Origin of the sequence: Stenotrophomonas sp. RIT309, from assembly GCF_000632045.1 — a bacterium.
Taxonomy (GTDB): Bacteria; Pseudomonadota; Gammaproteobacteria; order Xanthomonadales; family Xanthomonadaceae; genus Stenotrophomonas; species Stenotrophomonas indicatrix.
This window is the reverse complement of sequence record NZ_JFYS01000042.1, coordinates 111,541-125,716: the sequence shown is the minus strand read 5'-3', so window position 1 is coordinate 125,716 and position 14,176 is coordinate 111,541. Positions and strand designations below refer to the sequence as shown.

The following is a 14,176-nucleotide window of genomic DNA, read 5'->3' as shown; positions in this document are numbered from 1 at the left end:
GGCGCTACACTTCGGCACCCCCCACTGCGTGAACCCACCATGCCCGCCACGTCCGACCTGCTGGCCTTCGCCCTTGTCTCGCTGGCCATGGTGCTGACGCCCGGGCCGAACATGATCTACGTGATCTCGCGCTCGATCTGCCAGGGCCGCATGGCCGGGCTGATCTCGCTGGGCGGGGTGGCGCTGGGCTTCGTGTTCTACATGCTGTGCGCGGCGCTGGGCATCACCGCGCTGCTGATGACCGTGCCGTTCGCCTACGATGCGCTGCGCATCGGCGGCGCGCTGTACCTGCTGTACCTGGCGTGGCAGGCGCTGAAGCCCGGCGGCCGCTCGCCGTTCGCGGTGCGTGACCTGCCGGTGGACGGCCCACGCAAGCTGTTCGCGATGGGTTTCCTGACCAACGTGCTGAACCCCAAGGTCGCGGTGATGTACCTGTCCCTGCTGCCGCAGTTCCTGCACCCGGACAGCGAGGGCAGCGTGCTGATGCAGTCGCTGGTGCTGGGCTCCACCCAGCTGCTGGTCAGCGTGAGCGTGAACGCGGTGATCGCGATAATGGCCGGCAGCATCGCCGGCTTCCTGTCTGCGCGCCCCACCTGGCAGGCGGTGCAACGGTGGTTCATGGGCACGGTGCTGGCCGGCCTGGCCGTGCGCATGGCGGTGGATGGGCGGCGGTAGCGGTAGGCCATGCCCGGCGGAATGCGCACGGCACCATGAATAACCTTCCGCGCTGCGCGCTCGCCAGGCGTGGCCCGGCGCTGCCGTAAAAACGAAAAACCCCGGCGTTGGCCGGGGTTTTCGCGACAGACCTGATTGGATCGATCAGAAGTTCATGTCGAAGGCAACTTCGCCCTTCACGCCCACCTGGTAGGCCGAGGCGCGGCGTTCGAAGAAGTTGGTCAGTTCCTGCACGTCCTGCAGTTCCATGAAGCTCAGCGGGTTGCGCACGTTGTACTTGCGCTCCATGCCCAGGCGATGGAAATGGTTGTCGGCGCAGTGCTGCAGGTACTGGCGCATGTCACGGGTGGAAATGCCAGCCACGCCACCGGACAGCACGTCTTCGGCGAACTGCACTTCACACTCGATGGCCTCGGCCAGCATGTCGTAGACATCCTGCTTCATCTTGTCGTCAAACAGGTCCGGCTCTTCCTCGCGGATCACGTCCACGCACTCGAAGGCGAACTCCATGTGCGCGCTTTCGTCGCGGAACACCCAGTTGGTGCCCGAAGCCAGGCCGTTGAGCAGGCCGCGCGAACGGAAGTAGTACACGTAGGCGAAGGCAGCGAAGAAGAACAGGCCTTCGATGCACGCCGCGAAGCAGATCTGGTTGAGCAGGAACTGGCGGCGCTCTTCGCGGGTCTCGATGCGCTTCAGGTCCTGGATCGAATCGATCCACTTGAAGCAGAAATCGGCCTTCTTCTTGATCGAGTCGATGTTCTCCACCGCGGCGAAGGCTTTGACGCGCTCGTCCGGATCCGGCAGATAGTTGTCCAGCAGGGTCAGGTAGAACTGCACGTGCAGCGCTTCTTCATACAGCTGGCGCGACAGGTACATGCGCGCTTCGGGCGCGTTCAAGTGCTGGTACAGGTTCAGCACCAGGTTGTTGGACACGATCGAATCGCCGGTGGCGAAGAAGGCGACCAGGCGGTGGATCAGGTGGCGCTCGCCCGGCGACATCTTGCTGTGCAGGTCGCTGATGTCGATCTGGAAGTTGATCTCTTCCACCGTCCAGGTGTTCTTGATCGCATTCCGGTACATGTCATAGAACTGCGGGTAGCGCATCGGGCGCAGGGTCAGTTCAAAACCGGGATCGAGCAGCATCTGCTTGGGCTTGTCGGCCATGGGTGTTTCCTTGTCTTCTCGGGTCAAAACGCCGGGCATGGCCCGGCGCTACCTTGGTATTTCCGTAGTCGGGCAGCAGTGCCGACCAACGGTCGGCACCCACCGCGCGTTAATCCACCGCGCGGTGTTACTGGCAGGCTTCGCAGGCTTCCGGGTTCTCCAGCGAGCAGGCGATGGCCTCCTCCGGGCTGAACACCTTTTCCGGCGCAACGCTGGCCGTGTGGCTGACAGTGGTCTTGGCGATCTTGGTGGCCGGACGCGAACGCAGGTAGTAGGTGGTCTTGATGCCCTGCTTCCAGGCGTACATGTACATGGAGGACATCGCGCCGATGCTCGGGCTTTCCATGAACAGGTTGAGCGAGGCGGACTGGTCGATGAAGGCACCACGGTCGGCGGCCATGTCGATCAGCGAACGCATCGGCAGTTCCCATGCGGTGCGGTAGACGTGGCGCAGCGTTTCCGGAATCTGGGTGATGGCCTGGATCGAACCGTCGGCCAGCTTGATTGCATCGCGCATTTCCGGGGTCCAGTGGCCCAGCTTCTTCAGCTCGTTCACCAGATAGCGGTTCACCTGCAGGAAGTCACCGGACAGGGTCTCGCGCTTGAACAGGTTGGACACCTGCGGTTCCACGCACTCGTAGCAACCGGCGATGGAGGCGATGGTGGCGGTCGGGGCGATCGCGATCATCAGCGAGTTGCGCAGGCCGTGTTCCTTGATGCGTTCACGCAGGGCATCCCAGCGCGCGGCATCTTCCGGCACCACGTTCCAGGCATCGAACTGCAGCTCGCCGCTGGCCGCACGGGTGTCGGCGAAGGACGGGTGCTTGCCGCGCTCCTGGGCCAGTTCGACCGAGGTTTCCAGCGCGTTGAAGTAGATGGTCTCGGCAATCTTCTTCGACAGCGCGCGGGCTTCGGCGCCATCGAACGGCAGGCGCTTGCGGAAGAACACGTCCTGCAGGCCCATGCAGCCCAGGCCGACCGGACGCCAGCGCAGGTTGCCGCGGCGCGCCGATTCGATCGGGTAGAAGTTCAGGTCGATCACGCGGTCCAGCTGGCGCACGGCCAGGCGCACGGTGTCGGCCAGCTTGTCGAAATCGAACTCGCCGTTGCCGTCGAAGTGGTTGCCCAGGTTGATCGAACCCAGGTTGCACACCGCGGTTTCTTCAGCCGAGGTGACTTCCAGGATCTCGGTGCACAGGTTGGACAGGTGGATCACGTTGCCGGCGCGCAGGGTCTGGTTGCTGGCGCGGTTGCACTTGTCCTTGAAGGTCATCCAGCCGTTGCCGGTCTCGGCCAGGGTGCGCATCATCCGCGAGTACAGCTTGCGTGCGGAGATGGTGCGGTTGGCCTTGCCCTGTGCTTCGGCCTGCAGGTAGGCGGCCTCGAAGGCTTCGCCGAACAGGTCGGTGAACTCGGGCACCACGCGCGGATCGAACAGCGACCATTCCTGGTCCGACTCGACACGCTTCATGAACAGGTCCGGGATCCAGTTGGCCAGGTTCAGGTTGTGCGCACGGCGCGATTCGTCGCCGGTGTTGTCACGCAGCTCGAGGAAGTCCTCGATGTCGGCGTGCCAGGTTTCCAGGTACACACAGGCCGCGCCCTTGCGCTTGCCACCCTGGTTCACCGCAGCCACCGACGAATCCATGGTCTTCAGCCACGGCACGATGCCGTTGGAATGGCCGTTGGTGGACTTGATGAGCGAGCCACGCGAACGCACGCGGGTGTAGCTGACGCCGATGCCGCCGGAGAACTTCGACAGCTGGGCGATGTCGCCGTACTTGGAGTAGATCGATTCCAGCGAATCCTGCGGCGAGTCCAGCAGGAAGCACGAGGACAGCTGCTCGTGGGTGGTGCCGGAGTTGAACAGGGTCGGGCTGGACGGCAGGTAGTCCAGGTTGCCCATGCGCTTGTACAACGCCAGGGTTTCCGGCACATCCTCGCTCAGCGCGCTGGCGATGCGCAGGAAGAACTGCTGCGGGGTCTCGATCACCTTGCGGGTATGCGGGTGGCGCAGCAGGTAGCGGTCGTACAGGGTACGCAGGCCGAAGTAATCGAAGTTCAGGTCCAGCGAGATGTCGATGGCATCGTTGAGCTTGCGTGCGTTGGTCTGCACGAAGTTCAGCAGGCGGTCGTTGATCAGGCCCACTTCGTGGCCACGACCCACCGACTGCGAGAACGCGTGGATTTCCTGGTTGGACACTTCCTTGGCGATGAAGTTGGCCAGCAGGCGCGCGGCCAGGCGGCCGTATTCGGGTTCTTCGCCGATCAGCAGCGCCGCGGTGCGGATGGACAGTTCGTCCAGCTCCTGGGTGGTGGCGCCGTTGTACAGGCCGGAAATGGTGCGGGTGGCCACGCGCATCGGATCGACGGCGTGCAGGCCCTCGGAGGAACGCTGTACCGCGCGGACGATCTTGTTCAGATCCACCAGCTCGGTCGTGCCATTGCGCTTGGTCACACTCATCGCGTTGGACGTCGGCGGCGACGTCAACAGGAATTCGCTTTCCTTCTCGATGGTGGCGCTGGTCTCGGTGGTCACGGCGTGTGTCCTCTTGGCGTGATGGATGGTGGCTCGGAGCATCGGGTGACGCGGCCCGGGACATGACAGCCCAGGGTGGCAGACCGGTGTCGCAGGAATTGAGACCCTGCGCCTGTGGCTGCCGCTGGCAGTGCTGACCGGTGCCGCTGCGGGCATGGAGGGCGTATCACCGGAGGGTCCGGCGATCCATTCCATGGACCCGGCGGCTTGGGGTCCCCACAACCGACAGCCACAAGATAGTGGGGGTAGTTGGGTCCGTCAACGCCAAATGTAGTGAAATTCGGCAATCCCTTGCGCCGCAAGGATCGTGCCATCGGCGCCCGGTTTGGACGCTTTGGACCTGCTGGAACGGGCTGCGCAGTCAAGCCCGAAACACGTCATCGCGGTGGCAATCAGCGCCCCACCAGCGGAACGATGACAGCTTCACATGACAGGACCACGCAGGCGAGGGACAAGTCTGTGGATAGGTGGTGGGCAGACAGTGGGCAGCCGGTGGACGGGGCAGCATCAGGTAGTGCCGACCGCTGGCCGGCAGCCCATGACCTGCGGAAGCACCAGGCGGATGCCGGCCAGCGGCCGGCATCCGCCCCGGTTGTCACGCCCGGTGCGGGGTACCCAGGTACTCGGCGCTCTGCATTTCGATCAGGCGCGAGGCCGTACGCTCGAATGCGCCCTGCAGCCGGGTACCGGTGTACAGCTCGACCGGCGAGGTGCTGGCGGTGCAGACCAGGTTGACGTGGCGGTCGTACAGCTCGTCGATCAGGTTGACGAAGCGGCGCGCGGCATCCTCGTTCAGGCGATCGAAGGCCGGAATGCCCCCCAGCAGCACGGTGTTGAACTCGTGCGCGATCTCGATGTAGTCCGACGGCCCGCGCGGGCCTTCGCACAGGGCGGCGAAGTCGAACCAGGCAATGCTCTTGCCGCGCGCGCGCACCGGAATCTTGCGGCTCTCGATTTCGATGTTGCCCGCCTTGGCCGGCTGGCCACCGCTCAACTCGCCCCAGCGCGTGGCCAGCCAGGTGTCACTGTCGGCGGCCAGCGGCGCGCGGTACACCGGCGAACGGGTCAGCGCGCGCATGCGGTAGTCCTCGGTGCCTTCGGCGTACAGCTCCACGCAGTAGCGCTGCAGCAAGCCGATGGCCGGCATGAAGCTCTCGCGCTGCAGGCCGTTGAGGTACAGGTTTTCCACCGCCGTGTTGGAGGTGGTGACCAGGGTCACGCCCTCGGCGAACATCCGCTCCAGCAGGCGCGCCAGCAGCATGGCATCGCCGATGTCGGTGACGAAGAATTCGTCCAGCACCAGCACGCGCAGGTTGCTGCGCCATTCCTGGGCGATCTTTGCCAGCGGGTCGCTCTGGCCCTGGTGCTCGCGCAGGCGCTCATGCACGCTGCGCATGAACCGATGGAAGTGGGTGCGGTACTTCTGCTTGATCGGCAGGCCGTCGTAGAACAGGTCGACCAGGAAGGTCTTGCCGCGGCCGACGCCGCCCCAGAAGTACAGGCCCTTGACCGGCTCGGGCTTCTTCCAGAACGAGGACAGGCGGTCCAGCCAGCCGTCCTCGGCGCTGTCCACCAGGGCCAGATGGATCCGGTCCAGCTCGGCCAGGGCCGCATGCTGGGCCGGGTCGTTCTGCCAATCGCCGCGTTCCACCCCGGCCGCGTAGCGCTGCGTCGGGGTCAGTTCCGCCTCGCTCATGCCGCCGTGCCCAGCCAATGCTTGACGCCGTGGGTGAGCGCGCCGCGCAGGTCGATCAGCTTGCGGTGGAAGAAGTGGCTGGTTTCGGGCATGCGCACCAGTTCATGCGGGGCATCGAGGGTGTCCAGCCACTGGTACACGGCCTGCGGGTCGACGATTTCATCCTGCTCGCCCTGGATCACCAGCCAGCGGGCCGGCGGCGCGATGCCATCGAAGTCCCAACGGCCCGCCGGCGGCGCGATCGAGATCAGCGCTTCGGGCTGCAGCTCGGCGGCAGCCTTCAGCGAAACGAACGCGCCGAAGCTGAAACCGGCCAGCCACAGGCGGTCGTCCGGGCGCTGCTGGCGGACCCAGGCGGTGACGGCCTTGAGGTCCTCCTGCTCGCCCAAGCCATGGTCGAATTCACCGGCAGAGCCGCCGACGCTGCGGAAGTTGAAGCGCACCGTGGCAATGCCCAGCTCGCGCAGGGTGGTGGCGGTCATGGTGACCACCTTGTTGTGCAGGGTGCCGCCTTCGGTGGACAGCGGATGGCAGATGATGGCCACGATCGGCTGCACCGGCACATCGGCCTTGGGCAGGTCGACGAGCACTTCCAGCGGGCCAACCGGGCCCTCCAGTGCAATGCAGGCGGTTTCGCCGGGGGCGACGGGGAACGAGGGCGTGTGCATGGCACCATGATAGCGTCCCCCGCCGCTGCCCTGTGCCCGCCCCATGCTCTACCTGTCCCTGGCCGTGATCTGCAGTGTGCTGGTTTCGGTGTTGTTGAAGCTGGCTGGCCGTCGCCAGCTGGACGTTGCGCAGATGGTGACCTGGAACTACCTGGTGGCCGCGACGATGACGGCGGTGGTGCTGCAGCCGCCACTGGACGCACTGCGCGGACCGCATGCGCCGTGGCTGTCATTGCTGGCGCTGGCGGTGGTGCTGCCCTCGATCTTCCTGGTGCTGGGCCGCGCGGTGGCGGTGGCCGGCATCGTCCGCAGTGACGTGGCGCAGCGCTTGTCGCTGCTGCTGTCGCTGGCGGCGGCGTTCCTGTTCTTTGGCCAGAGCGCCAGCACGTGGAAGCTGGTGGGGCTGGGCCTGGGCCTGCTGGCGATGGTGGCCATCAGCCTGCGTCCGCGCGGCCCGGCAGTGGCCGCTTCCGCCGGCGGCTGGGGCTGGCTGCTGGGTGTGTGGGCCGGGTTCGCGGTGGTCGACGTACTGCTCAAGCAGGTGGCGCTGTCGGGCACGCCGTCGATGGCGGCGGTGCTGGCCAGTTTCAGCGTGGCCTTCGTGCTGATGCTGGCGCTGCAGTTGTGGCGGCATTTCAGTGGGCGCAGCCGCCTGGCCTGGCGCAACCTGGGTGCGGGTGCACTGCTGGGCCTGCTCAACGGCGGCAACATTCTTTTCTATGTGCATGCGCACCAGTCGATGCCGGACAGCCCGGCCACCGTGTTCGCCGGCATGAACATCGGCGTGGTGGTGCTGGGTGCGCTGGTTGGCGTATTCGCCTTCGGCGAGCCTATGAGCCGGTGGAACCGCCTCGGACTGGCGCTGGCGGTAGTCGCGATCACCCTGATCGCGCTGGGTTGATGCGCACAGTTCGCGCCGTTGCCGATAGCCGGTGCAGAAGATTCCGATCCTGCTGCGCATTTCGATTGATACGTTGACGCCGCTCACAGTGCAGCTCCGTCGTGATGGGCATCCCGCTGCCTAGACTCGACCGGACCTGCATCTGGAGAGAATGTGATGAAACACGTGTGCGCTCTCATGCTGCTGGCCGCAACCCTGACCGGTTGCAGCAGCATCGGAGGCTATCCCGATTTCAGCGGCGGGATCGGCTATCCATCACATGAACCGGCCTATCCGCGCTATCCCGCCTATCCGCCCCCCGTACAAACCCATCGCGGCGATTCAAGCTCGGAAGTGGTGAGCTGCAGCAGCCGCGACCAGCGTCGCGCGCATTGCCATGTACAGGTCTCACAGAAGGACAGCGTGCACCTGATCAACCGCGAGTCACATGCCTCCTGCCTGCAGGGACGCGACTGGGGCGTGGACCGCGGCACGATCTGGGTCGACAACGGCTGCCGTGCAACCTTCCGCATCGAGCGCTACTACTGGCGATGAGCAGCAGGCCGTCCGGCCGGTCCGCACAGGGCCGGCCGGGCACCCATTCAGCGATCGAAGCCCAGCAGCAGCGGGTCGTGGTCGGAGCTGCGCCACGGGCCCTGCACGTTGCGGCCCTGGTAACCGCTGGCGTCCTGCTCGTCGGCATTGCTGTGCCACTCGGCGGCGCCGGCGAGGCGCTTGGCCATGGTCGGGCTGAGCAGCGCATGATCGAGGCGGCCGGTGTAGCCGTTGTAGACGTAGCTGTAGGGCTGTTCGACCTTGGCCACCTTGAAGGCATCCTGCCAGCCGAGGTCGTGCAGGGTGCGGATCGGATCTTCCATGGCGTAGGCGTTGAAATCGCCCATCAGCACCACGTCCTTCACCTTCAGGCGCGCGGCTTCGGCCTGCACCCAGGTGTTGAGCTGCCTGGCCGATTCCACGCGGGTGGCGTTCCAGCAGCCCTGCCCGTCATTGCGGTCGGCGTCGGCGCCGCTGGCATCGCGGCAGCCCTTGGACTTGAAGTGGTTGGCGACCACCATGAACGGTGCGCCCTTGCCCTGGAAGGCCTGTGCCAGCGGCGCACGGCTGTGTTCGACGAAGGGGCCGTCGAGCTTGGTCAGCGGCGTGCCGAGCGGCTTGAATTCGCTCTTGCGGTAGATGATGCCGACGCGGATCGGATTGCTGCCGGGGCCTTGGCCGGCATCGACGAACGCCCACTGTTTATCTGCGGCGAGGCCGGCATTGAGCGCATCCACCAGTTCGGCGATGGCCGACTGCGGGCCGTAACCGTCGTTCTCCAGTTCCATCAGCGCGGCGATGTCGGCGCCCAGCGCGTTGACGGTGGCGACCAGCTTACCGACCTGCGCCTTGTGCTCGTCCAGCGTGCGCGCGCCGCGCAGGGTCGGGAACCCACCGCCCTTGCCGTCACCATTGAAGAAATTCTCCAGGTTGAACGCAGCGATGTGCAGGCGGCCGGGCACGCTCGGCACGGCCGGGCGCTGCAGGTCCGGCAGCTTCAGTACACCATCCACCTGCAGGCTGGGCCGGCCCTGCGCGTCCACGCGCACGGTGCCTTCCACGTTGCGCAGCTGCATGCCGGTACGCAGCACCGGGTTGCCCGGCAGGTAGGCGACGCTGGCCGGATCACGCACATCGCTGCCATCGTCCAGCAGCAGGCGGCGGCGCTGGTTGTCGGCCATCACCTGTTCGATCCCGGCACTGCCGGGCGCGGCCACTTCGGTCGGCTGCCACAGGCGGCCATCGAAGGCGACGGTGAGCTGGCCGAAGCGTTCCAGGCCATCGGTGCCGGCCAGGGTGAGCGGCGCGGCGATGCGCACGTGCTGCCCATCCAGTGCACGCCAGTCGGCCGGCGCGGCGGCCAGGGTGACGGTAGCTGGGCTGCGTGGCGCAGGCGCCGAGGTCGGCGCAACCTGTGGCTGGGCCTGGGCGAAAGCGGATGCCGGCATCAGCAGGGACAGGGCAAGGGCGAGGGAACGGCGACGCATCGACAGACGACTCCACGGAAGAGGCGCACAGACTAACCCTGAAATGCGAAACCCCGCCTGCGCAGCGGGGTTCCGGCCTTGGTGGGCAAAGCCGGGTAGTGCCGGCCGCTGGCCGGCAACCTCATGACCTTCATGCGATGCGTGGTTGCCGGCCAGCGGCCGGCACTACCAAAGATCATGAGGCTGCCGGCCAGCGGCCGGCACTACCAGCGGACGCGGCGGCGTCCGCTATTTCAGATTGCCCAGCATCCAGTCCACGGTGGCGTGGATCTGCTCCTCGGTGAGCGCCGGGTTGCCGCCCTTGGGCGGCATGATGCCGCCGTCGGGGCCGGTGTAGCCCTCGATGGCGTGCTTGTAGAGGGTGTCCTTGCCCTGCGCCAGGCGCTTGTCCCAGTGCGAGTGGTCCAGCGTCGGCGCCATGCCCACGCCGGTGGTATGGCAGGCGGTGCACAGGTTGTCGAAGATCACCTTGCCATCCTTGGTACCGCCGTAGGCCACCTGCGAAGCGGCCTTGGCCAACGCTGCGGCCTTGGCCGCGGCCTGCGCGGCGGCGCCGGTGCTGCCGGCGTATACCGCGCCAGTGGGCGAGATGCGCTGTTCAGTGCGTTTGGCGGCGGTGGGCGACACCTCAGGCGGAATCCGGGTGTGGATGAACGCGGCCAGCAGGATCAGACCGAGGGTGATGGCCATCAACAGCGCGATCACCATGGAGAAGCGTTTCAGGAACTCCAGATCGTAATTCCGCACTCTTCGTTACCCCTGGCTGATAGTCGTTGGACCACGGCTGAGCGACTGCGTGATGGGCCGAGTATAGAACGCACGCCACGCACGACAACAGGCATCACGGCTGGTGCGGCGCAGCATGCGGCCGTGGCCGCGTGCGGGTGGCGCCGGACCGCGCCCGGCGAGCGCGAAGCGCGGCAGAAGCCGCCCGGCACGCGCAACGGCGGCATCACCCTGCGCCAACAGCCCGCAGGCAGAAACTGCAGATGGCCTCTACCAGTGCGTCCTCGTCGCGGTGCGCTTCGCGGCTGGGTGCGGTCGGGCCCACCATCGCTTCGGTGAAGGCACCCACCAGGCAGGCGGCGGCAGCGTGCGCGTCCTGTGCCGGCAGTTCACCGGCCGCCACGCCCTCTTCCACCAGGCGCAGGAACACGTCACCGAAGGCACGGCGGCCGCGCATGCGCTCGGCTTCCACGTCCGGGTCCACCGGTTCGACGATGAAGGCATGGGCCAGGCCCGGGCCGGCCAGGGCACGGCGGACGAAGGCGGTGATGGCCTGGCGCAGGCGCACGCTGGCCGGCTGCGGCGCACTGGCGATGCGCTCCATGATCGCCACCTCATGGGCCACGGCAGCGTTGAGCACTTCCACGAACAGCTCGGCCTTGGACGGGAAGTGGCGGTAGATCAGGCCGGTGGAGACCCCGGCCTGGGTGGCCACGGCGGTTACCGGCGCGTTGCGCCAGCCGCCGGTGGCGACCAGTTCGCGGGTGGCCAGCAGGATCCGTTCACGGGCCCCGGCCAGGCGTTCTTCCATCAATGCTGAGCGTTTGTAGGCCATGTTCTGAGTCTGGTTTCAATTTTTGAATTTGTATTCACTTCTTACCCGAACCCCGCTACGCTGGGGTCCAATCGCCCGCGCGGGCCGCTGCTGTGAACAGCCGCCCGCTTCCCCTTCCGGGTGCGTCCATTCCCCACCTTCCCTCGTGGAGCCATCGCAATGCACGTGCCATCCCTGAACTTCGACCTCGGCGAAGATATCGACCTGCTGCGCCAGAGCGTGGCCCATTTTGCCGCTGCCGAGATCGCGCCGCTCGCGGCCGAGGCCGATGCAACCAACCAGTTCCCGTTGGCACTATGGCCCAAGTTGGGCGAACAGGGCCTGCTGGGCCTGACCGTGGAAGAAGAATACGGCGGCACCGGCATGGGCTACCTGGCCCACGTGGTGGCGATGGAAGAAATCTCCCGCGCCTCCGGCGGCATCGCCCTGTCCTACGGCGCGCACTCGAACCTGTGCGTGAACCAGCTGCGCAAGAACGGCACCGAAGCGCAGAAGCAGCGCTTCCTGCCGGACCTGTGCAGCGGCGCCAAGGTCGGCGCGCTGGCGATGAGCGAACCGGGTGCGGGTTCGGACGTGGTGTCGATGAAGCTGCGCGCGGACAAGCGCGGCGACCGCTACGTGCTCAACGGCAACAAGATGTGGATCACCAACGGCCCCGACGCCGACGTGCTGGTGGTGTACGCCAAGACCGATGTCGAAGCCGGCGCCAAGGGCATCACCGCGTTCCTGGTCGAGAAGGGCATGAAGGGTTTCTCCACCGCGCAGAAGCTGGACAAGCTGGGCATGCGCTCCTCGCCCACCTGCGAACTGGTGTTCCAGGACTGCGAGATTCCCGAAGAAAACGTGCTGGGCGCGGTCGGCGGCGGCGTGCGCGTGCTGATGTCCGGCCTGGACTACGAGCGCGTGGTGCTGTCCGGCGGCCCGCTGGGCCTGATGGCTGCAGCCATGGACGTGGTCATGCCGTACGTGCACGAACGCCACCAGTTCGGTGAGCCGATCGGCAGCTTCCAGCTGATCCAGGCCAAGATCGCCGACATGTACGTGGGCCTGGGTGCCTGCCGCGCCTATGTGTATGCCGTGGCGCGCGCCTGCGACCAGGGCCGTACCACCCGCCAGGATGCGGCCGGCGCGATCCTGTACGCCGCCGAGAAGGCCACGTGGCTGACCGGCCAGGCGATCCAGATCCTCGGCGGCAACGGCTACATCAATGAATACCCGACCGGCCGCTTGTGGCGCGATGCCAAGCTGTATGAAATCGGCGCCGGCACCTCGGAGATCCGCCGCATGCTGATCGGCCGCGAACTGTTCCAGCGCACCCTGTAAGGCACCCCATGAGCATCCTAGGCAGCCAGCTGCAACCGGGCAGCGAAACGTTTGAAAGCAACCGCGCGGCGATGCAGGCCGTAGTCGACGACCTGCACGCCACCCTCGCCCGCACCGCCCTGGGTGGAAGCGAGGCGGCGCGCGCCAAGCACACCGCACGCGGCAAGCTGCTGGTGCGTGACCGCATCGATGCGCTGCTCGACCCGGGCAGCGCGTTCCTGGAGATCGCACCGCTGGCCGCGCACGGCATGTATGACGATGCCGTGCCCGCCGCCGGCGTGGTCGCAGGCATTGGCCGGGTGAGCGGCGTGGAGTGCGTGATCGTGGCCAACGATGCCACGGTCAAGGGCGGCACCTATTACCCGGTGACAGTGAAGAAACACCTGCGCGCGCAGGAGATCGCCGAGCAGAACCACCTGCCGTGCATCTACCTGGTCGATTCCGGTGGCGCCTTCCTGCCGCTGCAGGACGAGGTGTTCCCGGACCGCGACCATTTCGGCCGCATCTTCTACAACCAGGCCAATCTCTCCGCGCAGGGCATCCCGCAGATCGCCTGCGTGATGGGCAGCTGCACCGCCGGTGGCGCCTACGTGCCGGCGATGAGCGACGAGACGGTGATCGTGCGCGAGCAGGGCACCATCTTCCTCGGCGGCCCGCCGCTGGTGAAGGCGGCCACCGGTGAAGTGGTGACGGCCGAAGAACTGGGCGGTGCCGACGTGCACACACGCATCTCCGGTGTGGCCGACCACATGGCCGACAACGACCTGCAGGCGTTGGCACGGGTGCGCGCGATCATCGCCCAGCTCAACTGGCGCAAGCCCGAAGCGGCGATGGCGCTGCAGCCGGTGGAAGAACCGCTGCTGCCGGCGCACGAACTGTACGGGGTGATCCCGGCCGATACGCGCAAGCCCTACGACGTGCGCGAAGTGATCGCGCGACTGGTCGACGGCTCGCGCTTTGACGAGTTCAAGCCGCGCTATGGCGCAACGCTGGTCACCGGCTTCGCCCATCTGCACGGCTATCCGATCGGCATCATCGCCAACAACGGCATCCTGTTCTCCGAGTCCGCGCTGAAGGGCGCGCACTTCATCGAGCTGTGCACCCAGCGCAACATTCCGCTGGTGTTCCTGCAGAACATCACCGGCTTCATGGTCGGCCGCAAATACGAACAGGGTGGCATCGCCAAGGACGGGGCCAAGCTGGTGATGGCGGTGGCCTGCGCCAAGGTACCCAAGTTCACCGTGGTGATCGGTGGTTCGTTCGGTGCCGGCAACTACGGCATGTGCGGCCGTGCGTACTCGCCCAATTTCCTGTGGATGTGGCCGAACGCACGCATCGGCGTGATGGGCGGCGAACAGGCCGCCAGCGTGCTGGCCACGGTCAAGCGTGATGGCATCGAAGCCAAGGGCGGGCAGTGGCCGGGCGAGGAAGAGGATGCGTTCAAGGCACCGATCCGCGACCAGTTCGAGCAGCAGGGCCACCCGTACTACGCCAGTGCGCGCCTGTGGGACGACGGCGTGATCGATCCGGTCGATACCCGCCGGGTACTGGCCCTGGCCCTGTCGGCCAGCCTCAACGCTCCCCCGCAGCAGACGCGCTTCGGCGTGTTCCGCATGTGACCTGTGCCA

Annotated in this window: 12 protein-coding genes; 5 read left to right on the top strand and 7 right to left on the bottom strand. The window is 66.4% G+C overall.

All coding sequences use genetic code 11. The features are described 5' to 3' along the window. Positions 1–39 precede the first annotated feature (39 nt). Positions 40–675 carry a LysE family translocator gene (locus BW38_RS02250; RefSeq protein ID WP_032978156.1) on the top strand — a complete coding sequence of 212 codons (636 nt, stop codon included), beginning with the start codon at positions 40–42 and terminating at the stop codon, positions 673–675. A gap of 144 nt (positions 676–819) precedes the next feature. Here the strand turns inward: BW38_RS02250 and BW38_RS02255 are convergent, their stop codons facing one another. From BW38_RS02255 to BW38_RS02270, 4 genes are all read right to left on the bottom strand, one after another. Further along, a complete protein-coding gene (locus BW38_RS02255) occupies positions 820–1,839 on the bottom strand; it encodes a ribonucleotide-diphosphate reductase subunit beta (RefSeq protein WP_025875781.1) in 1,020 nt (339 codons plus the stop codon). A gap of 127 nt (positions 1,840–1,966) precedes the next feature. After that, positions 1,967–4,378, bottom strand: coding sequence for a ribonucleoside-diphosphate reductase subunit alpha (locus BW38_RS02260; RefSeq protein WP_032978153.1), 2,412 nt, complete (start codon positions 4,376–4,378; stop codon positions 1,967–1,969). Positions 4,379–4,973: 595 nt separating this feature from the next. After that, complete coding sequence (gene zapE / locus BW38_RS02265) at positions 4,974–6,074, bottom strand: cell division protein ZapE (protein WP_032978151.1); 1,101 nt, start codon at positions 6,072–6,074, stop codon at positions 4,974–4,976. Continuing rightward, positions 6,071–6,742: an alpha/beta fold hydrolase gene (locus BW38_RS02270; RefSeq protein WP_032978321.1), complete on the bottom strand. Its 672-nt coding sequence runs from the start codon at positions 6,740–6,742 to the stop codon at positions 6,071–6,073. Before BW38_RS02270 ends, zapE begins: the two co-directional genes overlap by 4 nt. Before the next feature lie 43 nt (positions 6,743–6,785). On the opposite strand from BW38_RS02270, the gene BW38_RS02275 reads away from it, so the two are divergent. Both BW38_RS02275 and BW38_RS21280 read left to right on the top strand, forming a co-directional pair. Next, the gene (locus tag BW38_RS02275) at positions 6,786–7,643 is read left to right on the top strand and encodes a membrane protein (RefSeq protein ID WP_032978146.1); all 858 of its coding nucleotides are present in this window, start codon (positions 6,786–6,788) and stop codon (positions 7,641–7,643) included. Positions 7,644–7,799: 156 nt separating this feature from the next. Beyond that, complete coding sequence (locus tag BW38_RS21280; protein ID WP_080277675.1) at positions 7,800–8,177, top strand: DUF3011 domain-containing protein; 378 nt, start codon at positions 7,800–7,802, stop codon at positions 8,175–8,177. 47 nt (positions 8,178–8,224) lie between these two features. Here the strand turns inward: BW38_RS21280 and BW38_RS02280 are convergent, their stop codons facing one another. The 3 genes from BW38_RS02280 to BW38_RS02290 form a co-directional block, all read right to left on the bottom strand. Then, positions 8,225–9,664: an ExeM/NucH family extracellular endonuclease gene (locus BW38_RS02280; protein WP_025875791.1), complete on the bottom strand. Its 1,440-nt coding sequence runs from the start codon at positions 9,662–9,664 to the stop codon at positions 8,225–8,227. Between the two features lie 228 nt (positions 9,665–9,892). Continuing rightward, positions 9,893–10,411, bottom strand: coding sequence for a c-type cytochrome (locus BW38_RS02285; protein ID WP_025875793.1), 519 nt, complete (start codon positions 10,409–10,411; stop codon positions 9,893–9,895). A gap of 205 nt (positions 10,412–10,616) precedes the next feature. Further along, positions 10,617–11,225 carry a TetR/AcrR family transcriptional regulator gene (locus BW38_RS02290; RefSeq protein ID WP_025875794.1) on the bottom strand — a complete coding sequence of 203 codons (609 nt, stop codon included), beginning with the start codon at positions 11,223–11,225 and terminating at the stop codon, positions 10,617–10,619. Positions 11,226–11,384: 159 nt separating this feature from the next. Between BW38_RS02290 and BW38_RS02295 the strand changes: the two genes are divergently transcribed. Both BW38_RS02295 and BW38_RS02300 read left to right on the top strand, forming a co-directional pair. Continuing rightward, positions 11,385–12,548: an isovaleryl-CoA dehydrogenase gene (locus BW38_RS02295; protein WP_025875795.1), complete on the top strand. Its 1,164-nt coding sequence runs from the start codon at positions 11,385–11,387 to the stop codon at positions 12,546–12,548. Positions 12,549–12,556: 8 nt separating this feature from the next. Continuing rightward, positions 12,557–14,167, top strand: a complete 1,611-nt coding sequence (locus BW38_RS02300) for a carboxyl transferase domain-containing protein (RefSeq protein WP_032978141.1) — start codon at positions 12,557–12,559, stop codon at positions 14,165–14,167. Positions 14,168–14,176 lie beyond the last annotated feature (9 nt).